Annotated in this window: 16 protein-coding genes; all 16 read left to right on the top strand. The window is 72.8% G+C overall.

The window, feature by feature from the left end:
- The first annotated feature begins 64 nt into the window (after positions 1–64).
- Complete coding sequence (locus HNR67_RS00255) at positions 65–862, top strand: TIGR02569 family protein (protein ID WP_184999986.1); 798 nt, start codon at positions 65–67, stop codon at positions 860–862.
- A gap of 111 nt (positions 863–973) precedes the next feature.
- A complete protein-coding gene (locus HNR67_RS00250; RefSeq protein WP_312986170.1) occupies positions 974–3,049 on the top strand; it encodes a molybdopterin oxidoreductase family protein in 2,076 nt (691 codons plus the stop codon).
- Positions 3,046–4,512, top strand: a complete 1,467-nt coding sequence (locus tag HNR67_RS00245) for an FAD-dependent oxidoreductase (protein WP_184999985.1) — start codon at positions 3,046–3,048, stop codon at positions 4,510–4,512. Before HNR67_RS00250 ends, HNR67_RS00245 begins: the two co-directional genes overlap by 4 nt.
- 95 nt (positions 4,513–4,607) lie before the next feature.
- The gene (locus HNR67_RS00240; protein WP_184999984.1) at positions 4,608–5,870 is read left to right on the top strand and encodes a cytochrome P450; all 1,263 of its coding nucleotides are present in this window, start codon (positions 4,608–4,610) and stop codon (positions 5,868–5,870) included.
- Positions 5,871–6,092: 222 nt separating this feature from the next.
- The gene (locus HNR67_RS00235; RefSeq protein WP_184999983.1) at positions 6,093–7,364 is read left to right on the top strand and encodes a cytochrome P450; all 1,272 of its coding nucleotides are present in this window, start codon (positions 6,093–6,095) and stop codon (positions 7,362–7,364) included.
- Between the two features lie 97 nt (positions 7,365–7,461).
- Complete coding sequence (locus HNR67_RS00230) at positions 7,462–8,985, top strand: S1 family peptidase (protein ID WP_184999982.1); 1,524 nt, start codon at positions 7,462–7,464, stop codon at positions 8,983–8,985.
- Positions 8,978–11,089 carry a serine/threonine-protein kinase gene (locus HNR67_RS00225; RefSeq protein ID WP_184999981.1) on the top strand — a complete coding sequence of 704 codons (2,112 nt, stop codon included), beginning with the start codon at positions 8,978–8,980 and terminating at the stop codon, positions 11,087–11,089. The genes HNR67_RS00230 and HNR67_RS00225 overlap by 8 nt, the downstream gene beginning before the upstream one ends.
- Before the next feature lie 2 nt (positions 11,090–11,091).
- Complete coding sequence (locus tag HNR67_RS00220) at positions 11,092–12,513, top strand: VWA domain-containing protein (RefSeq protein ID WP_246492733.1); 1,422 nt, start codon at positions 11,092–11,094, stop codon at positions 12,511–12,513.
- Positions 12,510–13,604, top strand: coding sequence for a hypothetical protein (locus HNR67_RS00215; protein ID WP_184999979.1), 1,095 nt, complete (start codon positions 12,510–12,512; stop codon positions 13,602–13,604). The genes HNR67_RS00220 and HNR67_RS00215 overlap by 4 nt, the downstream gene beginning before the upstream one ends.
- A complete protein-coding gene (locus HNR67_RS00210; RefSeq protein WP_246492434.1) occupies positions 13,601–14,803 on the top strand; it encodes an ABC transporter substrate-binding protein in 1,203 nt (400 codons plus the stop codon). Before HNR67_RS00215 ends, HNR67_RS00210 begins: the two co-directional genes overlap by 4 nt.
- 15 nt (positions 14,804–14,818) lie before the next feature.
- Positions 14,819–15,178 (top strand): CU044_2847 family protein, encoded by a 360-nt coding sequence (locus HNR67_RS00205; RefSeq protein WP_184999978.1) that lies wholly within the window; start codon positions 14,819–14,821, stop codon positions 15,176–15,178.
- 121 nt (positions 15,179–15,299) lie between these two features.
- Positions 15,300–16,628, top strand: coding sequence for a nitrate/nitrite transporter (locus HNR67_RS00200; RefSeq protein WP_312986169.1), 1,329 nt, complete (start codon positions 15,300–15,302; stop codon positions 16,626–16,628).
- Between the two features lie 128 nt (positions 16,629–16,756).
- Entirely contained in the window at positions 16,757–19,246 is a 2,490-nt protein-coding gene (gene nirB, locus HNR67_RS00195; protein ID WP_184999977.1) for a nitrite reductase large subunit NirB, read from the top strand.
- Complete coding sequence (nirD, locus tag HNR67_RS00190; protein WP_184999976.1) at positions 19,243–19,581, top strand: nitrite reductase small subunit NirD; 339 nt, start codon at positions 19,243–19,245, stop codon at positions 19,579–19,581. Before nirB ends, nirD begins: the two co-directional genes overlap by 4 nt.
- Before the next feature lie 17 nt (positions 19,582–19,598).
- The gene (locus tag HNR67_RS00185; protein ID WP_185009893.1) at positions 19,599–20,723 is read left to right on the top strand and encodes a uroporphyrinogen-III synthase; all 1,125 of its coding nucleotides are present in this window, start codon (positions 19,599–19,601) and stop codon (positions 20,721–20,723) included.
- A complete protein-coding gene (locus tag HNR67_RS00180) occupies positions 20,720–21,379 on the top strand; it encodes a sirohydrochlorin chelatase (RefSeq protein ID WP_184999975.1) in 660 nt (219 codons plus the stop codon). The genes HNR67_RS00185 and HNR67_RS00180 overlap by 4 nt, the downstream gene beginning before the upstream one ends.
- Positions 21,380–21,386 lie beyond the last annotated feature (7 nt).

Below are 21,386 nucleotides of genomic sequence, written 5' to 3'. Positions count from 1 at the left end.
GGGTAAACGGGAAGGTCACATCGCCTCCCACACAACTCGCGCGCCAGCAGGTAGCGTCCCTGCCGTGACAGCCACCCCGGAACCGCCCCCCGCCCACGTGCGAGCGGCTTTCGGCGCCCGCACCGCGGAACCCGAGCTGGTCGGCTCCGGTCCGGCCTGGCTGTGCGGGGACGCGGTGATCCGCCCGGCCATGAATCCCTCCGAGGCGGCCTGGGTCGCGCAGACCCTGGACAACCTGGACGTGGAGAACCTGCGCCTGGCCCGGCCGTTGCGTTCCACCGACGGCCGCTGGGTGGTCTCCGGCTGGTCGGCCACCCGGCATCTGGCCGGACAGCCCGAACCCCGGCACGACGAGGTCGTCTCCGTCTCGCTGCGGCTGCACAACGCCACCGCGGGCCTGCCCCGCCCGCGTTTCCTGGAGGAGCGCAGGGACATCTACGCGCTGGCCGACCGGATGGCCTGGGGCGAGGACGGCGTCCCGCTGCCGCCGGACAAGGGCGGCAGGCTCTTCGGCGCGCTGGCCGGGTCCCGGCGGCCGGTCAAGCTGGCCCCGCAGGTGGTGCACGGCGACCTGTTCGGCAACGTGCTCTTCGCCGGCAACGCACCGCCGGGGATCATGGACTTCAGCCCGTACTGGCGGCCTGCCGAATGGGCCGCCGGGGTGGTCGTGGTGGACGCGCTGGCCTGGGGCGGAGCCGACAACGGCCTGCCGCAGCGCTGGTCGCACCTGATCGACTGGCCGCAGGTGCTGTTGCGGGCGTTGCTGTTCCGGCTGGCCGTGCACGCGCTGCACCCGCGCTCGACCACCACCTCGCTGACCGGTCTGGACCGCGCCGCCAACGTGCTGCTCGACCTGATCTGAGTCACACCACCCCCGGTCTCACCGTGCCGACCTGCGCGTTGTGCGGGGGCGTTGGCACAAACGCAACAGGGGGCTATCCGAGGGTTACCGGCTGGACCTAGCGTCGCAGAGGTGACCGCCATCGCCACCGCCACCGCGACCCACTGCCCCTACTGCGCGCTGCAGTGCGGCATGGCCGTCAGCGGGAACGAACAGGCCCCGCGCGTCGACCCCCGGGAGTTCCCGACCAACCGCGGCGGGCTGTGCCAGAAGGGCTGGACCGCCGCCAGCCTGCTCACCACCCCCGGCCGCCTGACCACGCCGCTGCTCCGCGAGGACGGCGTGCTGCGCCCGGTGACCTGGGACATCGCCCTGGACTTCGTCGCGGACAAGCTGCGCGCGCTGCGGGCCGAGCACGGTCCGGACTCGGTCGCGGTCTTCGGCGGCGGCGGGCTGACGAATGAGAAGTCCTACCTGCTCGGCAAGTTCGCCCGGCTCGCGCTGGGCACCTCGCAGATCGACTACAACGGCCGGTTCTGCATGTCCTCGGCCGCCGCGGCAGGCAACCGGGCCTTCGGCCTGGACCGAGGGATGCCGTTCCCGGTCACCGATCTGGACACCGCGGACGCGGTGGTGCTGGTCGGCGGCAACGTGGCCGAGACCATGCCGCCGTTCACCCAGCACCTGCGGCAGGCCGCGGACCGGGGCGGGCTGATCGTGATCGACCCCCGGCGCACCGCCACCGCCGAACTGGCCAGCCTGCACCTGCAACCCGCGCCCGGCACCGACCTGTGCCTGGCGCTGGGCCTGCTGCACCTGGCGGTGGCCGACGGGCACTTCGCCGCGGACTACGTGGCCACGCGCACCACCGGGTTCGAGGCGGCCTGGCGGATGGCCGCGCGCTGGTGGCCGGAGCAGGTGGAGCGGGTCACCGGGGTCAGCGTGGCCGACCAGCGGGCCGCGGTCCGGCTGCTGGCCCAGGCCGGCAGCGCCTACGTGCTCACCGGCCGCGGCGCGGAACAGCACGCCAGCGGCGCGGACACGGTCTCGGCCTGGATCAACCTGTGCCTGGCACTCGGCCTGCCCGGCGTCGCAGGCTCCGGCTACGGCTGCCTCACCGGCCAGGGCAACGGGCAGGGCGGGCGCGAGCACGGGCAGAAGGCCGACCAGCTGCCCGGCTACCGGATGATCGCCGACCCGGCCGCCCGCGCGCACGTGGCCGGGGTCTGGGGGGTGGGCCCGGACGAGCTGCCCGGTCCCGGCCGTTCCGCCTACGAGCTGCTCGACGCGCTCGGCCAGCCCGGCGGGCCGAAGGCGATGCTGGTCTTCGGCAGCAACGTGCTGGTCTCCGCGCCGCGCTCGAACCGGATCGCCGAACGGCTGGACGCGCTGGAGTTGCTGGTGGTGGCCGACTTCGTGCTCTCCGAGACCGCGGCCCGCGCGGATGTGGTCTTCCCGGTCACCCAGTGGGCCGAGGAGGACGGCACCATGACCAACCTGGAGGGCCGGGTGTTGTTGCGGCGCAAGGCACTCACCCCGCCGCTGGGGGTGCGTGGCGACCAGGACCTGTTGGCGGAGCTGGCGATCCGGCTCGGCCAGCCGGCCGAGCGGTTCCCCACCGAGGCCGAGACCGTGTTCACCGAACTGCGCGCGGCCAGCAAGGGCGGCCCCGCCGACTACTCCGGCATCGACTACGACCGGCTGCGCGCGGGCGAGGCGCTGTACTGGCCGGTGCCCGAAAACGATCATCCCGGCACGCCGCGGATGTTCCTGGAGCGCTTCAACACCCCCGATGGCAGGGCCCGGTTCATCCCGGTCGACCACCGCGGTCCGGCCGAGGCGCCCGACGCCGATTTTCCCTTGTACGCCACCACCGGACGGGTGCTGCAGCACTACCAGTCCGGCGCGCAGACCCGGCTGGTGCCCGAGCTGAACGACGCGGTGCCCACCATGTTCGTCGAGGTGCACCCGGACACCGCGGCCCGTGCCGGGCTGGAAGACGCTTGCTGGGCCAGGGTGATCTCGCGGCGCGGCACGGTGCTGGCCCAGGTGCGCACGGTGCCCAGCCTGCGCACCGACACCGTGTTCCTGCCCTTCCACTTCCCCGGCGACCAGCGGGCCAACCTGATCACCAACCCGGCGCTGGACCCGACCAGCCGGATGCCCGAGTTCAAGGTCTGCGCGGTCCGGCTGGAGGCCCTGTCATGAACGCACGCCGGGTGGTCGTCATCGGGTACGGCATGGCAGGGGCCAGGGTGGCCGAGGAGATCCGCCGCCGCGATCCGGACGGCGCGCGGATCGCGCTGACCGTGATCGGCGAGGAGCCGGAACCCGCCTACAACCGGGTGCTGCTCTCCAGCGTGCTGGCCGGATCCCTGGACGCGGCCGCGGTCCGGCTGCACGACGAGAGCTGGGCCGGGACCCACCACGTCGACCTGCGTCCCGGCGTCACGGTGACCGCGATCGACCGGCCGCGCCGGGTGGTGCGGCTGGCCGACGGCGCCGAACTCCCTTACGACGCAATCGTTCTGGCCACCGGCAGCCGGGCCTGGCTGCCGCCCACCGACGGACTCGTCGACGAGACCGGCGCACCGGCGCAGGGCGTGGTGGCCTTCCGCACGCTGGCCGACTGCGCCCGGATCGTGGCCGCGGCCAAACCCGGCGCGCCGGTCGCGGTGCTCGGCGGCGGGCTGCTCGGGCTGGAGGCGGCCAGGGGCCTGGCCGGGCGCGGCAACCTGGTCACCGTGATCCACCCGGTCGGGCACGTGATGGAGCGGCAGCTCGACGCGGGCGCGGGCCGGGTGCTGGCGAAAACGTTGGGCGCGCTGGGGATCGAGTTCCGGCTCGGCGTGCTCGCGGCCGGGTACGTGCCCGGTGACGGGCTCAAGCTCGACGACGGCAGCAGTGTGCCCGCCGACCTGGTGGTGGTTTCCGCCGGTGTGCGCGCGGAAACCAGGCTGGCCGAGGCCGCCGGACTCGCCTGCGATCGCGGTGTGCTCATCGACGATGCCTTGCGCAGCAACGATCCGCGCATCCACGCCATCGGCGACTGCGCCAGCCACCCCGGCACGATCAGCGGCCTGGTGCAGCCCGCCTGGGAACAGGCCGCGGTGCTGGCCGACCTGCTCACCGGCGCCGATCCGGCCGCCCGCTACCACGGCACCCCGGTGGTCACCCGGCTCAAGGCCCGCGATGTGGACCTGGCCGCGCTCGGCGAGGTGCACTGCGAGGTGGACGCGCCCGGCGCGGAGGTGCTGCGGCTGGAGGACCCGGCCCGCGGCCGCTACGCCAAGCTGGTGCTGCGCGAGGACCGGGTGACCGGGGCGATCGTGCTCGGCGCGCCGGACGCCGCGGCCATCATCACCCAGCTCTACGACCGCGGCCTGCCCGCGCCCGCGGACCGGCTCGGCCTGCTGCTGGGCCGCACCGCGCTGGACACGCCAAGGGCGGCCAGTCCGGCCGATCTACCGGCGGCCGCGGTGGTCTGCCGGTGCAACACGGTGAGCAAGGGCCGGATCGTCACCGCGTGGAAATCAGGGGCGCGCACCCTGGGCGCGGTGGCCAAGGCCACCAGGGCCAGCACCGGCTGCGGCGGCTGCACGGACGCGGTCTGCGGCATCCTGGACTGGCTCGGCGCGCAGGACGGCGAACCGGCAGAAAGATCAGCCTGATCTCTGGAGTGCTGTTTTTCGTACACCATTCCCTCTGCTATAAAAGGAACCAGCCCGCCCATGGCTGATTTCCTCTGGGGGAAAGCATGACAATCATGGGTGACGTGCGCCTGGCTGCCGGCCTGCGGGCCGAACAGCTCACGGCCTGGCTGTTACGCCAGTTCGGTGACGTGATCGGCGAAATGTCAAGGCCGTTGACCGGCGAATCCCCATATCCGTTCTTCGCCGGTGTCCGGGAACGGGCGCCAATGGTGCGCAGCAGGTCCGGGGTCTGGCTGACCGCCCGATACAGCACCTGCAACGCCATCATGCGGGACCGCCGATTCGGCGTGCGCACGACCGCCGGCGTGTCCTCGGCCGCGGTGCTGGCCAAGGCGCTGGCCGAACTGGAGATCGAGGAGTTCCTCGGCCTCGACCCGCCGGGCCAGACCCGGATGCGGGCGCTGATGGCGCCCTCGTTCTCCCCGAGCGCCAACAAGATCTACCGGGACCGGGTGACCGCGATCGTGCACCGGACGCTGGACCGGGTGCCCGGCCGAGGGCCGTTCGACGTGATCACCGACTTCGCCGAGCCCATCCCGCAGGCGGTGATCGCCGAGGTCATCGGCGCGCCACCGCGCTACCACGCCCGGCTCGGCCACATCGCCAAGCGGGTCGGCCTGCTCACCGACCCGGTAATGGGCTTCGCCCGGCTGCGCGAGATCCGCAGGCTGATGACCGAGACCAAGGCGATGTTCGGCGAGATGGTCGAGCAGCGCAGGGCCGAGGGCGTCGACGAGCGGCCGACCGACATGATCGGCTCGCTGCTGCTGGCCTCGACCAAGCAGGAGGTGCCGCTGGGGGAGATGCAGTCGCTGCTGATCGCCACCCTGATCGCGGGCACCGAGAACACGGTGAGCCTGCTCGGCAACGCAGTGCACAACCTGCTCGAACACCCCGCCCAGTGGGACCGGCTGGTGGCCGATCCGACGCGCTCACCTGGCGCGATGGAGGAGACCATGCGGTTCGACTCCACCACCCTGTTCACCATCCGCTACCCGCACGAGGACGTGCGGATCGAGGGCTGCCTGATCAAGGCCGACAGCCCGGTGCTGGCGCTGATCGGCGGGGCCAACCACGACCCGGCGATCTTCAGTGACCCGGAGACCTTCGACATCACCAGGCCCAACGCCAGTGATCACCTGACCTTCGCGGCAGGCCGGTACTTCTGCATCGGCGCGCCACTGGCCCGGCTGGAAGGCGAGCTGGCGTTGCGCGCGCTGGCCGAGCGGCTGCCGGGGCTGCGGCGGGCCGGGCATCCGGTCTACCGGACCTCGGCAGGCTTCCGCGCGCTCACAGCACTTCCGGTGGCCGCCTGATACCCGTCGAAGGGTGTAACTGAGCCGAGTGGACCCGGGCCGAAGATCGTCCCGGGTCCCACTCTCGCGAGCCATTCGGCACTTCAGGCTCCCCTGCTATACAGGAATTCGTACGCATTTACACCGTCCGGGTCAATTTGCGTACGAATTCTTCCGCCGATTGTGACATGTTTTCTGGGGAGCCCGTCCAGCGCTGGCGGCTGCCCGGAAATGGGGAGCCAGATGACATTTGCGACTGACCTCCGACTCGCCGCCGGCCTACAGGCTGACCGGGTCGGGGCCTGGCTGCTACGCCAGTTCGGTGATGTGGCCGGTGAGCTGACCAGACCGCGCGCCGGTGACTCGCCCTATCCCTATTTCGCCCGGCTACGCGCGCAGGCGCCGCTGGTGCGCAGCAAGGCCGGACTGTGGACCACGGCCCGGCACGGCACCGCCAACTCGATCCTGCGGGATCGCCGCTTCGGCGTGCGGGACAGCAACAACCGCTCCTCGGCCGGGGCGATCGCGACCGCGCTGGAGGGGCTGGACCTGGACCCGTTCATGGGCGTGGACCCGCCCGTGCACACCAGGATGCGCAGCCTGATGAACCCGACCTTCTCCCCCAGCGCCAACACGATGTACCGCCCGCGGATCGAGCGCATCGTCGATGAGGTGCTGGACAAGGCAGCGCGGCAGGGCTCCTTCGACCTGGTGCGGGACTTCGCCCAGCCGGTGCCGCTGCTGGTGATCGCCGACGTGCTCGGCGTGCCAGAGCAGTACCGGCAGCGGCTGGGCGAGTGCGCGATGCGGGTCGGGCTGGTCACCGACCAGCTCAACGGGGTGGCCAAGATCCGCGAGTTGCGCGCGCTGCTGATCGAGCTGAAGGAGCTGTTCGCGACCCTGCTCGAACAGCGCCGGGCCGAGGGCATCGACGAGGCGCCGACCGACATGATCGGCTCGCTGCTGCTGGCCTCGACCAAACAGGAGGTGCCGGTCAGCGAGATGCAGGCGCTGCTGGTCACCGCGCTGATCGCGGGCTCGGAGAACTCGGTGAACGTGATGGGCAACGCGGTCAACGCGCTGCTCGACCACCCCGAGCAGTGGGCCCGGCTGATCGCGGAGCCGGAGCTGTCCGGCAACGCGCTGGAGGAGACCATGCGGTACGACTCCGCCACCCTGATGGTCCCGCGGATCACCCACCAGGAGGTCGACATCGAGGGGCACCTGCTGCCCGCGGACACCCCGGTGCTGGTGCTGCTCGCCGCGGCCAACCACGACCCCTCGGTGTTCGAGGAGCCGGAGCGCTTCGACATCACCAGGGCCAACGCGGCCGAGCACCTCACCTTCACCGCCGGGCGCTACTTCTGCATCGGCGCCCCGCTGTCCAGGGTGGAGGGCGAGATCGCACTGCGCGCGCTGGTCGAGCGGATGCCGAACCTGCGCCGCACCGGGGAACCGGTCTTCCGCAGGTCGGCGGCCTTCCGAGGGCTGACCGGGATGCCGGTGGCCGCCTGAGTGGTTGCGCTGTCCGGGTGCTGCCGGGCTGGTCCGCGCGGAGTGAGTTGCGCTGACTGCCCGGCATCACCCGGCTACGCACCGTATCGTCGAGGACATGGGGGCCGGCTCTGGGGAAACGGCGGTCGGCGCGCGGGCGGAGCAGCCCTGGCGGCTGCGCCTGTGCGCGGCCGACGGCGTGGTGCTCGGCGCCGGTGCGCTGCTCGGCGGGAAGTACGCGCTGACCTGCGCGCACGTGCTGCCCGACCGCGAGGTGCTGGTCGACCTCATCGGCGTCGGCGGACGCACCCCGGTACCGGCCAAGGTGCTCGAGAACCAGCTGGCCCCGCTGCGGCCGGACGGCGGCGGTGATCTCGCGCTGCTCGCGCTGGCCGAGGACCAGCCGCCCGGCTGGGGTGCGCGGCTGCGCGCGGGGCAGCCGGCGCCGGGACGTCCGGTGGCCGCCTACGGGTTCCCGGCCGGGGCGCCGCACGGGATGTGGGCGCGGGCCGAGCTGTCCAGGGCGGCCGGGCCGGGCGCGGAGTGGGTGCAGCTGGACGCGGTGCACCAGGGCAACCGGCTGCGCCGTGGGTTCAGCGGGGCCGGGGTGCTGGACGAGGCCAGCGGCGATGTGGTCGGGCTGGTGGTCAGTGAGTACAGCGCGGACGGGTCGGTGGTGGCCTGGATGCAGCCGGTGGCCACGATCCTGCGGTACCTGCCGGTGGTCTCGGAATGGACCGACCACACCCCGCTGCCGCCGGTTGACCTGCCGGGACTGCTGGACTGGCTGCGGCAGCGCAGGCCAGGCGACATCGGCGTGCTGCGCATCGGCGAATCCGACTCGGCAAGGGCCGAGGCACTGCGCGAGATCGCCCGGCGGCTCGGGCCCTCGGCGGTGGTGATCGAGGCCAGTGGGCGCACCCCCGGCGAGGTGTCCGGGCTGATCGCGACGCTGGCCGGGCTGCGGGTCGGGCAGCAGGCGAGCAGGCAGCTGACCCTGCTGCTGGTCGGCGTGGACGAGTCGGCCGAGCCCGAGGCGCTGGTGCGGCAGGTGCTCAACCCGTTGGCGGAACAGGGGACCGCGGTGGTCGCGGGCTACCGGGCGCTGGACTCGCCGAGCCTGGCCGCGTTGCGCTCGCCGGGCACCGTCAGCTCGGTCGAACCCCCGCAGCCCCGGCCGGACTCGCTGGTGGCCCGGATCGGCGCGCTGGCCGCACTGGAGGAGGACGTGCGCAGGCTGTGGGGCGGGGCCGAAGGACCGCGGTTCGCCGGCCTGCCCGAGCCGCCGGACCGGGCCGGTCAGCTCCGGCCCTGGCTGAGCGCGGTGCGCGGGATGCCAGCGGCCGACCGCGGGCCGCGGCTGGCCGAGTGCGCGCTGCGGGTGGACCGGGGGCTGCGCAAGGCCACCGAACTGCGCAACCGGCTGGTCGTGCACCGGGAACGGCTGCGCGAACTGCGTGGGCTGACCCAGGCGTACCAGCGGATGGCCGCCGAACACGGACTGGCCGAGGACCCCGGGCTGGACACGTTGTACCGCAACGCTTTCGACCGGATGCTGGCCCGGCCGTGCGTGCTGGCCGAGTGCGAGGCCGCGGTGCAGGCCTACCTGCGCGCGGTGGTGCGGCGGGTGCGGGATGACTGAGCCCGCCGGGCGGATGCGCTGGACCAGCGGGGAATTCCTGCACCTGCCCGCGCTGCCGGTGCCCGATCCCGAGGACACCGTGGTGGAACCGCGGCCGGTGGCGGAGGACCAGCGGGTCTGCGGGCGCTGCGGCCACCCGGTCGGCCGCGGTTACGCCGGCCGCCCCGGCCGCACCGAGGGCCACTGCGCGAACTGCGGGGCCCGCTACGCCTTCCTGCCCAGGCTGGCGCCGGGAGAGCTGGTGGAACAGCGCTACGAGGTGCTCGGCTGCCTGCCCCGCGGTGGGCAGAGCTGGGTGTACCTGGCCAGGGACAACCACTTGCACAGCCACGTGGTGCTCAAGGGGCTGATCAACACCGGCGGCGCGGCCACCGCGGCGGCCGAGCTGTCCGCGCGCGAACGGGACACCCTGACCACGCTGGACCACCCGAACATCGTGCGCATCCACAACTTCGTCCGCCATCCCGACCCGATGCTCGGGCAGGACAACGAGTACATCGTGATGGAGCACGTGAGCGGACTGTCCCTGCACGAGCTGTGCCTGCGGGTGCGCGCGCACCGGGCGGAGCTGCCGCTGGAGCACGCGCTGATGTACCTGCTGGAGGTGCTGGCCGCCTTCCGCTACCTGCACGAGCGCGGCCTGCTCTACTGCGATCTCAAGCCCAGCAACGTCATCCGCGGCCAGGACCGGATCAAGCTGATCGACTTCGGCGGGGTGCGGCTGATCGGCGACCGGACCGGCGTGCTCACCTACACCGAGCAGTTCCAGGTCGGCGCGCGGGAATGGGCGGCCACCGGGCTCAACGTGGGCTCGGACCTGTTCGCGGTCGGCCGGACCCTGGGCGCGCTGTTCGAGGTCACCCCGGAGGGCCGGGCGCTGACCGAGGGCGACCGGCCACGCGGACCGCTGGCACACACGGTGGACTCGCTGCTCGCGCTGCTGGCCAGGGCGGCCGATGCGGATCCGGCCCGCCGGTTCGACTCGGCGGCCGAACTGGCCGGGCAGCTCACCGGGCTGCTCTTCGAGGTCCAGTCCCTGCGCGACGGGCAGGACCGGCCGTTGCCCAGCAGGCTGTTCCGGCCCAGCGCGCAGGTGCTCGACGCCGGACTGGGTGCGGTGCCGCTGCTCACCGCCTGGTCAGGGCCGCGGCCGGAACCGTTGGCGGCACTGGACTTCGGCCTGCCCACCCTGCCCGAGGCGGCCAGTCGGTTGCCGGTGCCGCGGCCCGATCCGCTCGATCCGGAGGCCGCCTTCCTCACCGTGGTGCGCGCCGGTGAACCCAAGGCGCTGCTGGCCAAACTGCGCACCGCCCGGCAGCGCACGGTCGGCGTGCTGCTCGCCGACTGCCGCGCCCAGCTCGAACTCGGCCAGCCCGAACCGGCCGCGGAATCCCTGGCCCAGGCAAGGGATCTGGACCAGCGGCCGGCCGGTGCGAACTGGCGGATCACCTGGCACGCGGCCCTGGTCGCACTGGCCCGCGCCGACCTGCCAGCCGCGCTGGCCTGCCTGCGGGAGATCACCGGGCGGCTGGCCGGGGAGGATTCGGTCAAGCTGGCACTGGGTTTCTGCGCCGAGCACCGCGGTGATCACGCGGAGGCCGAGGGCCGGTACCAGGCGGTGTGGTCACGCGACCGGGTGCGGGTGAGCGCGGCCTTCGGCCTGGCCCGGCTGCGGTTGCGGGCCGGACAACGGGCCGAGGCGGTGCGGGTGCTGGACGAGGTGCCGCAGGCCTCCCTGCACCACGCGGCCGCCCGGATCGCCGGGTTCCGCATCCTGTGCGGCACCATCGGTTCGGCCGAGCCCGAGGCGGAACAGGTGCGGGAGGCGGCGCTGCGGCTGCCCGAGCTGTACCTGGACGCGGGCGAGACCGACGGCTCCGGCCGGGCCCGGCTCACCGCGCTGGTGCAAGAGGTCGCCTTGCGCGGCAAGGACTTCAGCGCACTCGGTGCGACCGAGGTGCTCGGCCCGGCACCGGCCGAACCCGGGTTGCGTCGGCTGCTCGAACGCTCCTACCGCAGCCTGGCCGGGCACGCCGGGACCGCCGCCGAGGTGACCCGGCTGGTCGACCAGGCCAACCGGCTCCGGCCGAAGTCGTGGTGGTGACGATGGAATTCCGCACCAGGGTCAACTCGCACCGCTGGCTGTCCACATCGGACAGACAGCTCTCGGTGGTGCTGGAAGTCGACGCCACCGGACTCGTCAGCGGGGACGCGCCGCCCGCGGCCGCCGAGGTGATCGTGGTGGACTGCTCCGGCTCGATGTCCCTGCCACCCACCAAGATCGCCGCCGCCCGCCGGGCCACCGCGGCCGCGGTGGACGCGCTGCGCGACGGTGTGCGCTTCGCCCTGGTGCAGGGCACCGACACGGCCCGGCTGCTCTACCCACAGGCGGCCAGGATGGCCACCGCGGACGCGGAGTCCAGGGCGCAGGCGCGCCGGGCCGCGGCCGACATGATCGCCAGTGGCGGCACCGCGATGGGCAGCTGGCTGCTGCTGGCCCGCGACCTGCTCGCCGCGCACCCCGGCGCCATCCGGCACGCGATCCTGTTGACCGACGGGCAGAACGTGGGCGAGACGCCGGAGCAGCTCGGCGCGGCACTGCGTGAGTGCGCGGGCGAGTTCGACTGCGATGCCAGGGGGATCGGCGCGGACTGGGCACCCGCCGAACTGCACCGGATCACCAGCGCGCTGCGCGGCAGGGCGGACGCGGTGCGGGCCGAGGCCGACCTAGTCGGCGACTTCGCCGGCCTGATCACCGAGGCCATGCGCAAGGTGGTGCCGGAGGTGCGGATCCGGGTGGAAACCCGGCCGGGCACCCGGATCCGGTTCGTCAAGCAGGTGTTCCCGACCGAGCTGGAGCTGACCGCCGAGGCGGTGAAACCGGACGAGCACACCACCGAGTTCGCCACCGGCTCGTGGAGCGCGGACATCCGGCACTTCCACCTCGGCCTGACCGTGGACCCGGCAGGCGCGCCGCTGCGGACCGACGTCGAGATCGGCTCGGTGCGGCTGGCCGCGACCCGGCCCGGCCGGACCAGGGCCGAACCGGTCGGCGCGGCCCAGCCGTTGCTGGTGCACTGGAGCGCGGAGGAACCCGGCTCCCGCCAGGGAGATCCGGCGGTGGGCCACTACCTCGGCCAGGCAGCACTGCGGCAACTGGTGCTGGCGGGCTGCGAGGCCCTGGACCAGGGGGACAGGAGCCGGGCCGCGGAGCTGCTCGGTGAGGCGGTCCAGCTGGCCACCGCCTCCGGCAACACCGAACAACTCACCCGGATCGGCCGCCTGGCCGAGATCCTGGACGCGGCCAAGGGCCGGATACGGATCCGGGACCGGGTCGAACCGGTGGACTTGCTGGCGGCCGAGGCGGGTTCGGTGCTCTCGGTGATCGCCCCGGCCGGTGCGCCGGAACCAGCCCCGGAGCCCGCGCCCGAACCGGACCGGCCGGACCGGCGTTGTGCCTGCTGCGACCTGGTCTGGCCGGGCAGCGCCAACTTCTGCGAGATCACCGGGCGGGAGCTGACCGGATGAGCCTGGACACCCGGCGGCTGCTGCACCTGCTGCGCGCGACCCTGCTTGGGCTCACCGCGATCATGCTCACCGGCGCGACCATCGGCTACCTGCGGGTGCACGACGCGGCCGAGTCGGCGGGCCGCCGCTCGGTGCCGGTGCTGCGGGAGATCAGCACCGCACGCACCGCGCTGGTGCGTGCCGACCGGGAGGTGCTGCGCAGTTTCCGCACCGGCGCGGCCGCGCTGATCGGCGCCGGGGACGGCTACCGGGACCAGCTGTCCATCGCCGCGCAGAGCCTGACCAGGGTGGCCGAGGCGAACCTGGCCGGGGATGCAGGCGGCAGGCAGTTGCAGCTGGTGGACAGCCTGCTGGCGACCTACGCCGCCTCGGTGGAACAGGCCGCCACCCAGCACCGGCTGCCCGGCGGCGGACCGGTGCTCGGCGCGGCCGACCTGTGGCAGGCATCCCGGCTGCTGCACAGCGCGGACGGCGTGCTGCGCCAGCTCGACCAGGTGGCGCTGTCGCAACGGGAGGCCTTCCGCGGCGCGCTCACCCAGGCCCGGCCGACCACGGCCAGCGTGCTGTTCTGGCTGCTGCCGGGCGGCGTGCTGCTGCTCGGGCTGCTCGGCGTGCAATGGCTGTTCTGGCGTCGGTTCCGCCGCCGGTTCAATCCGTGGCTGCTGGCCGCGACCGGCGCGGTGGCCGGGTTGCTGCTGCTGACCACCACGGTGTTCGGCTCGCAGCGGGAACTGGACAGTGTCCGGGACGGCCTGGAGCACAACGTCGCGCAGCGGCTCCGGCTGGACGCGGAGATCGACGCCGAAGGCCAGCGCTGGCTGGGCGAGCTGGTGCGGCAGCAGTGCAAAGAGATCCGGGACTGCGGACCCAGCGTGGGCACGTTCCTGGCCGGACTGCACCCGACCCCGGACGGCCCGGCCGAACCGGGTCTCACCGAGGAGGCCGGTCGACTGGCCGGTCAGGTGCGCGAGGTCGGCGGCCGTGGCGCCTGGTGGCCGGGGATCCCGGTGCTGGCCGCGCTGGTGCTGGCCCTGGTGCTGCGTGGTTTCCAGGCCCGGCTGGCCGAGTACCGGTCCCGGGTGCGGCCATGAGGCGGCTGACCGCGGTGCTGGCCACCGCCCTGCTGCTCACCGGCGGCTGCACCGCGCAACCGGGCGCCGGTCAGGTGAGCGTGCTGGCCACCTGGACCGGTGAGGAGGAGCGGGTTTTCCGGGCCAGCCTGGACGTGTTCGAGCGGGAGACCGGGATCAAGGTGGAGTACCGGGGCACCCGCGCGCTCGGCCAGGTGCTCAAGGCCGAGGTGGCCGGTGGGCGGCCGCCGGATGTCGCGGTGCTGCCCGGCTTCGGCGACCTGCTGCCCTACATCAGGGACAAGCTGGTCAGCCCGTTGCAGACGGTGCCGGAACTGGCCGAACGGGACGGCCCGCAGTGGGACCGGCTCAGCCGAGGCGGCCTGCCGCACCTCTACGCGGTGCCGGTGAAGAAGGACCTCAAGGGCCTGGTCTGGTCCAGGCCACGGCCGCCCGGCACACCCGCGCCCACCGCCGAGGGCCTGCTCGCCGCCGGGGACTGGTGCCTCGGCCTCGGCTCGCCGACCACCTCCGGCTGGCCGGGCACCGACTGGGTGGAGAACCTGCTGCTGCAACGCGCCGGACCCGCGGTCTACCAGCGCTGGGTGGCCGGTGACCTGCCCTGGACCAGCCCGCAGGTGCACCAGGCCTGGACCGACTTCGGCCGGATCGCCGGCCCACGCGGTTCCGCCGCCCTGCTCACCGACTTCGCCGACGCCGGCCGCGGCATGTTCGACGCCGAACCCGGCTGCCACCGCGAACACCAGGCCTCCTTCATCGCCGCCGGCTACCAGACCCGGCGCCCGGACGGCCGCACCCCGGCCTACCGCGCCGACTTCGACTACCAGCCCTTCCCAGCCTTCTCCGGCGCCCAACCGGCCAGCCCGGTCGCCGCCGACCTGGCCGCCCGCTTCACCGCCAAACCGGCCGCCGAACGCCTGATCCGGTTCCTGGCCGGCCGCCAGGCATTGCAACCGGGCCCGCCCGCACTGGACGACCGACTGCGCGAACGACTGCTCGGCCAGGACACGCTGTGCTTCGACGGCTCCGACCTGATGCCGGTGGAACTGCGCACGATGTTCTACCGCGCGGTGCTGGAGTACGTTGCGGACCGGGACAAGCTGCCCGAACTGCTCAACCGGCTGGAACAGGTGCGGCGGACCCTGCAGGACGACCAGGACCGGCGTTATGACTGGGTGACCGTCTCATGTGGACGGTGAGTCGAGGGGAGCACAGTGAGCGAACTGGTTCGATTCGAGCTGGCCGAGGGCGGCGAGGTCACCGTCGAGGTGGAGGAACAACCCGGCGTGGTCCGCGCCGCCCGCCCCGGCCAGGTCCTGCAGAAAGCCCGCTCCAGCTTCGAGTCCGCCCTTGGCGAGGTCCAGGTGGCCGCGATGGCCGCCCTCCGCCAGTTCCAGACCCTGGCGCCGGACGAGGTCGAGCTGAAGTTCGGCGTGAAGCTGGACGCGCAGGCGGGGGCGGTGATCGCGCGGACGGGGATGCAGGGGCATTTCGAGGTCAAGTTGAAGTGGCAGCGGTTGCCTGGGGCGGTTGAGGACGTGGTGGAGGAGCAGGGCGGGGCCAAGGAGGGCTAGCCGCCTCACACCCACCCGCCCGCCGCCGTGCGGAGGAGTTCGCGGCCGTGTCACACGCCGCAACACCCCGGGTAATCCCCACTGCCTAACTTCGGCGCGTCCCCGAGAACTGGAGGCCGCCGTGACCACCGCCGTCCGCACCCCGCGCCGAGGCTGGATCGACCACTGGGAGCCCGAGGACCCCGGGTTCTGGGCGCGTACCGGGCGCCGGGTGGCGAACCGGAATCTGGTGTTCTCCATCCTGGCCGAGCACCTGGGCTTCTCCATCTGGCTGCTCTGGAGTGTGGTCACAGTCAGCCTGCCCGCCGCGGGCTTCGCCTTCTCCGTCGACCAGTTGTTCTGGCTGGTCGCGTTGCCGACTCTGCTCGGGTCGCTGCTGCGGCTGCCCTACACCTTCGCGGTGCCGCGTTTCGGCGGCCGGGCCTGGACCGCGGTCAGCGCCAGCCTGCTGCTCATCCCGACCGGCCTGCTCGCCTGGTGCGTCTCCGACCCCGGCACGCCGTACTGGATGTTCCTGATCGCGGCGGGCACCGCGGGCCTTGGCGGTGGCAACTTCGCCTCCTCGATGGCCAACATCTCCTTCTTCTACCCCGAATCCCGCAAGGGTTTCGCGCTCGGGCTGAACGCGGCGGGCGGCAACCTCGGGGTGGCCGTGGTGCAGTTGGCGGTGCCGCTGGTGATCTCCACCGCCACCGGGATCAACCTGGTCTGGGCGGGGCTGATGTGGCTGCCGGTGATCATCATCGCGGTGGCCTGCTCCTGGTTGTTCATGGACTCGCTGACCGTGGCCCGCTCCGACTTCCGCTCCTACGCCGCGGCCATCTGGCAGCCGCACACCTGGGTGATGTCCTTCCTCTACATCGGCACCTTCGGCTCCTTCATCGGCTACTCCGCCGCGCTGCCGCTGCTGATCAACCGGACCTTCCCCGAGTCCAAGGCCGGGTACTTCGCCTTCCTCGGCGCGCTGGTCGGCTCGCTGTCCCGGCCGATCGGCGGCTGGCTGGCCGACCGCTGGGGCGGCGGGCGGGTGACGCTGTGGACCTTCGTCACCATGGGCTTCGGCGTGGCGGGGGTGCTGGCCGGACTGGCCCAGCACAGCTTCCCGCTCTTCCTCGGCTCGTTCCTGTGGCTGTTCATCACCGCGGGCGTGGGCAACGGCTCGACCTACCGGATGATCCCGGCCATCTTCGCCGCCAGGGTCGCCGATCCCGCGCAGGCCAAACGCCAGGCCGCGGCGGTGATCGGCATCGCGGGCGCGGTCGGCGCGCTCGGTGGCTTCCTGATCACCAGGGCCTTCGCGATGTCGCTGACCAGCAGCGGCTCGCTGGCCCCCGCGCTCTACACCTTCCTCGCCTTCTACGGCCTGTGCCTGGCCGTGACCTGGTGGTGCTACCTGCGGCGACGGGTGTTCGCGCTGCGGGTGCCCAGCCTCGCGCACGCGGGCGTGTGACGCACAGCCTCCTGACCAGGAGTGGGAGTTTTTCGTAACGCGGGTGCAACACCGGTGACCCGGGTCCGACACGGCCGCTCGTGACGATGGCGGCAGGACCCGGCCACCGGCGGATGAGGAGGAAGTGCATGTCTCGCACGCTCGTCGTCGTCGGCAACGGCATGGTCGGCCACCGCCTGGTGCAGGCGGTCCGGGAACGGGATCTGACCGGGGCCTGGCGGATCGTGGTGCTGGCCGAGGAACCACGCCCGGCCTACGACCGGGTCGCGCTCTCGTCCTATGTGGACAGTTGGGATGAGCTGGCGCTGCGGTTGCCCGGCGCGGAGTTCGACGGCGATGAGCAGGTCGAACTGTGTCTGGGTGATCCGGCGACCGCATTGGACACCGTCGCCCGCACGGTCATCACCGCGAGCGGTCGGGTGCTGGCCTACGACGCGCTGGTGCTGGCCACCGGTTCGGCCCCGTTCGTGCCGCCGGTGCCCGGTCACGACCTGCCGGGCTGCTTCGTCTACCGCACCATCGCCGACCTGGACGAGATCCGGGCCGCGGCCAAGGATGTCGGCTCCGGCGTGGTGGTGGGCGGCGGGCTGCTCGGCCTGGAGGCGGCGAACGTGTTGCGCGGCCTTGGGTTGACCACCGCGGTGGTCGAACTGGCCCCTCGGCTGATGCCGGTGCAGGTGGACGAGGGTGGCGGCGCGTTGCTGCGCAGGCAGATCGAGAGCCTGGGTATCACTGTCCACTGTGGAGTGTCAGTGCAGTCGGTCGAACCCGGACTGCGGCTGGCTCTCTCCGACGGCGGCGCGCTGGAGACCGGGCTGCTGGTGTTCTCCGCCGGGATCCGGCCGCGGGACCAGCTCGCCCGAACGGCCGGGCTCGGGGTTGGCCAACGCGGTGGCATCGTGGTTGATTCCTCCTGCCGCACAACGGCTTCGGACGTCTACGCGATCGGCGAGTGCGCGCTCGCGGGTGGCCAGGTCTACGGCCTGGTCGGACCCGGGTACGCGATGGCCGAGGTGGTCGCGGACCGGCTGCTGGGCGGCGCGGCCGAGTTCACCGGGGCGGACACCGCCACCAAGCTCAAACTGCTCGGCGTGGACGTGGCCAGCTTCGGCGACGCGCACGCCACTGCGGCCAACGCCCTTGAGGTCGTGCACAGCGATCCGGTCTCCGGCCGCTATCAGAAGCTCGTGATCTCCGACGACGCGTCCACCCTGCTCGGTGGGGTCCTGGTGGGCGACGCCTCGGCCTACGCGCTGCTGCGCCCGCTGGTCGGCCGCCCGCTGCCCGGCGAACCCGGCGCGTTGCTCGCCGGACCCGGCGCGGGCGCGGGTGTGGGTATCAGCGCGATGCCCGACGACGCCCAGGTCTGCTCCTGCCACGCCGTCACCAAGGCCCAGATCCGCTGTGCCATCACGGAAAGCGGCTGTGCGGACGTACCGGCGCTGAAGTCCTGCACCAAGGCCGGCACCGGCTGTGGCTCCTGCGTGCCCATGCTCAAACAACTGCTCACCGCCTGTGGCGTCGAGCAGTCCACCGCGCTGTGCGAGCACTTCAGCCACTCCAGGGCCGAGCTGTTCGAGATCGTGCGGGCCACCGGCGTGCGCACCTTCAGCGAACTCGTCGGCAAGCACGGCACCGGCCGCGGCTGTGACATCTGCAAGCCGGTAGTGGCCTCGATCCTGGCCTCGCTCGGCTCCCGGCACGTGCTCGACGGCGAACAGGCCACCCTGCAGGACACCAACGACCACTTCCTGGCCAACATCCAGCGCAACGGCACCTACTCGGTGGTGCCGCGCATCCCCGGCGGCGAGATCACCCCGGCCAAACTGCTCGTCATCGCCGAGGTGGCCAGGGACTTCGACCTCTACACCAAGATCACCGGCGGTCAGCGGATCGACCTGTTCGGCGCCACCGTGGACCAGCTCCCGCTGATCTGGCGGCGGCTGGTGGACGCGGGCTTCGAGTCCGGGCACGCCTACGGCAAGGCGTTGCGCACGGTGAAGTCCTGCGTTGGCCAGACCTGGTGCCGCTACGGCGTGCAGGACTCGGTCGGCCTCGCGGTGGAACTGGAACTGCGTTACCGCGGCCTGCGCTCCCCGCACAAGATCAAGGCCGGCGTTTCCGGCTGTGCCAGGGAATGCGCCGAGGCCAGGAGCAAGGACTTCGGCGTGATCGCCACCGAGGAGGGCTGGAACCTCTACGTCGGCGGCAACGGCGGCTTCACCCCTCGGCACGCCGACCTGCTGGTGTCCGATGTGGACAGAGAGACACTGATCCGGCTGATCGACCGGTTCCTGATGTTCTACGTGCGCACCGCGGACCGGTTGCAGCGCACCGCGGGCTGGATCGAGGCCATGGACGGCGGCCTGGACCACCTGCGCGCGGTCGTTGTCGAGGACAGCCTTGGCATCGGCGCCGAGCTGGAAACCGCGATGGCCCAGCACGTCGAAGGCTATGCCGACGAGTGGCGCGGGGTGCTGGAGGACGAGGAGAAGCTGAGCCGCTTCGCCTCCTTCGTCAACGCGCCCGGCACCCCCGATCCGAGCATCTCGTTCCGCAGCGAGCGCGGGCAACCAGTGCCCGTGCTGCTGGGTATACCGGAGGTGACCGCACCATGACCGCAGTCGACGCCTGGGTTCCGGTGTGCCGCTACACCGCCCTGCTGCCCGAACGCGGGGCCGCCGCCCTGCTGCCGGGCGGTGTGCAGGTGGCCCTGTTCCGCACCCACGACGGCCAGGTGCACGCACTGGGCAACATCGACCCGTTCAGCCAGGCGGCCGTGATCTCCCGCGGCATCGTCGGCGACCGGGGCGGCGAGCCGGTGGTGACCTCGCCAATGCACAAGCAACCGTTCGCGCTGCGCACCGGCGAATGCCTGGACAGCCCAGCGGTCTCACTGCCCCGCTACGCGGTCCGGGTCGACGCCGGGACCGTCTACGTGGAGCTGCCGTGAACACCACACCGTCCGAAATGGACGGTGCGCTGCCCGCCCTCGCCGGGTTCACGGTCGGCCTGACCGCCGCCCGCCGCGCCGAGGAGCTGGCCGCACTGCTGGAACGCCGGGGCGCCACCGTGCTGCACGCCCCGGCGATCCGGATCACCCCGGTGGCCGACGACGCCGACCTGATCGCGGCCACCAGGGATGTGCTGGCCGCGCCGGTGGACGTGGTGGTGGCCACCACCGCGATCGGCTTCCGCGGCTGGCTGGAGGCGGCCGAGGGCTGGGGCCTGGCCCCGGCACTGCGGCACCAGCTCGGCGGGGCCACCGTGCTCGCCCGCGGCCCCAAGGCCCGCGGCGCGATCCGGGCCGCCGGACTGGTCGAGTCCTTCTCGCCTGCCTCGGAATCCAACGCGGACCTGTTGCAGCACCTGCTTTCCCTGGGTGTGGCGGGTAGCCGCATCGTGGTCCAGGAACACGGCGCGCCGGTGCCGGAGTTCGTCGACCCGCTCCGCGCGGCCGGCGCCGAGGTCGTCCCGGTCCCGGTCTACCGCTGGTCCCGCCCTGCCGACGTGGCCCCGCTGGACCGCCTGCTCGACGCGATCAGCCTCGGCCAGGTCGACGCGCTGGCCTTCACCAGCGCCCCCGCCGCGATGAACCTGTTGTCCCACGCGGAAACCCGCAACCGCCGCGAGGACCTGCTCGCCGCACTGCGCACCGACCTGTTGGTCGCCTGCGTCGGCTCCATCACCGCCGCCCCGCTGGTCGCCCTCGGCGTGCCGGTGATCGCCCCCGAGCGGGGCCGGATCGGCGCGCTGGCCCGACACCTGGGCGCCGAACTCGCCGCCCGCGCACCACGGCTGCGGGTGGCCGGGAAGGCCCTCGAACTCCGCGGCCAGGCCGTCGTCGTCGACGGCGAGTACCGCCCGGTCGCCCCCGCGCCGATGGCCGTGCTGCGGGCCCTGGTCAGCCGCTGCGGCCGGGTCGCCACCAGGGCCGAACTCCTCGACGCCCTGCCAACCGGCGGCGAGGAACACGCGGTGGAGACCGCGGTCGGCCGCCTGCGCACCGCCCTCGGCGAACCCCGGCTGATCCAGACCGTGGTCAAACGCGGCTACCGGGTCGCCCTGGACACCCCGGCCGGAGCCCTGCGATGAGGCCCCTGGTCCTGGTCGCGCACGGCACCAAGGACCCGGCTGGCGCGCTCACCACCGAGGCCCTGGCCACCGCCGTCGGCCACCAACTCGGCCTGCCGGTCACCGTCGCCTACGCCGACGTCCGCGAACCCCGGCTCGCCGAGGTGCTGGTGGATGACGCCGTCGTGGTGCCCGCCTTCCTGGCCAGCGGCTACCACGTCCGGGGCGACGTCCCGGCCGAGATCACCCGCAGCGGCCGCCGCCACATCACCCTTGCCCCGGCACTGGGCGCGGCCCCCGAACTCATCGCCGTGGCCGCGTTACGCCTGGTCGAGGCGGGCTGGCGGCCCGGCGACGCGGTGGTCCTCGGTGCGGCCGGATCCTCTGATGAGGGCGCGCTGGCCGAGGTGCGCACCGCGGCCGCCCTGCTCGCCGACCGCCTCGGCGACGAGGTCGCCATCGGCTACGTGACCACCGCCGCCCCCGGCCTCGGCACCGCGCTGGAGACCGCCCGCCGCACCGGCCGCCGGGTGTCGGTGGCCTCCTGGCTGCTCGCCCCCGGCCTGTTCCACCAGGCACTGCGGGTGGCCGGGCACGCGGTGGTGGCCGAACCACTCGGCCCGCACGAGCGGGTGGTGGACCTGATCGTCCGGCGCTACCGGGACGCGATTGTCTGACCCGGCG

Origin of the sequence: Crossiella cryophila (assembly GCF_014204915.1) — a bacterium.
Classification (GTDB): domain Bacteria; phylum Actinomycetota; class Actinomycetes; order Mycobacteriales; family Pseudonocardiaceae; genus Crossiella; species Crossiella cryophila.
Note: the sequence above shows the minus strand (reverse complement) of the source record. Positions and strands in the feature narration are given on the sequence as shown.

Bases quoted from the DNA above. Each gene is read 5' to 3' on its own strand.
- HNR67_RS00245 (WP_184999985.1), top strand. From the start codon at position 3,046: ATGAACGCACGCCGGGTGGTCGTCATCGGGTACGGCATGGCAGGGGCC.
- HNR67_RS00240 (WP_184999984.1), top strand. From the start codon at position 4,608: ATGGGTGACGTGCGCCTGGCTGCCGGCCTGCGGGCCGAACAGCTCACG.
- HNR67_RS00235 (WP_184999983.1), top strand. From the start codon at position 6,093: ATGACATTTGCGACTGACCTCCGACTCGCCGCCGGCCTACAGGCTGAC.
- HNR67_RS00230 (WP_184999982.1), top strand. From the start codon at position 7,462: ATGGGGGCCGGCTCTGGGGAAACGGCGGTCGGCGCGCGGGCGGAGCAG.
- HNR67_RS00225 (WP_184999981.1), top strand. From the start codon at position 8,978: ATGACTGAGCCCGCCGGGCGGATGCGCTGGACCAGCGGGGAATTCCTG.
- HNR67_RS00220 (WP_246492733.1), top strand. From the start codon at position 11,092: ATGGAATTCCGCACCAGGGTCAACTCGCACCGCTGGCTGTCCACATCG.
- HNR67_RS00215 (WP_184999979.1), top strand. From the start codon at position 12,510: ATGAGCCTGGACACCCGGCGGCTGCTGCACCTGCTGCGCGCGACCCTG.
- HNR67_RS00210 (WP_246492434.1), top strand. From the start codon at position 13,601: ATGAGGCGGCTGACCGCGGTGCTGGCCACCGCCCTGCTGCTCACCGGC.
- nirB (WP_184999977.1), top strand. From the start codon at position 16,757: ATGTCTCGCACGCTCGTCGTCGTCGGCAACGGCATGGTCGGCCACCGC.
- nirD (WP_184999976.1), top strand. From the start codon at position 19,243: ATGACCGCAGTCGACGCCTGGGTTCCGGTGTGCCGCTACACCGCCCTG.
- HNR67_RS00185 (WP_185009893.1), top strand. From the start codon at position 19,599: ATGGACGGTGCGCTGCCCGCCCTCGCCGGGTTCACGGTCGGCCTGACC.
- HNR67_RS00180 (WP_184999975.1), top strand. From the start codon at position 20,720: ATGAGGCCCCTGGTCCTGGTCGCGCACGGCACCAAGGACCCGGCTGGC.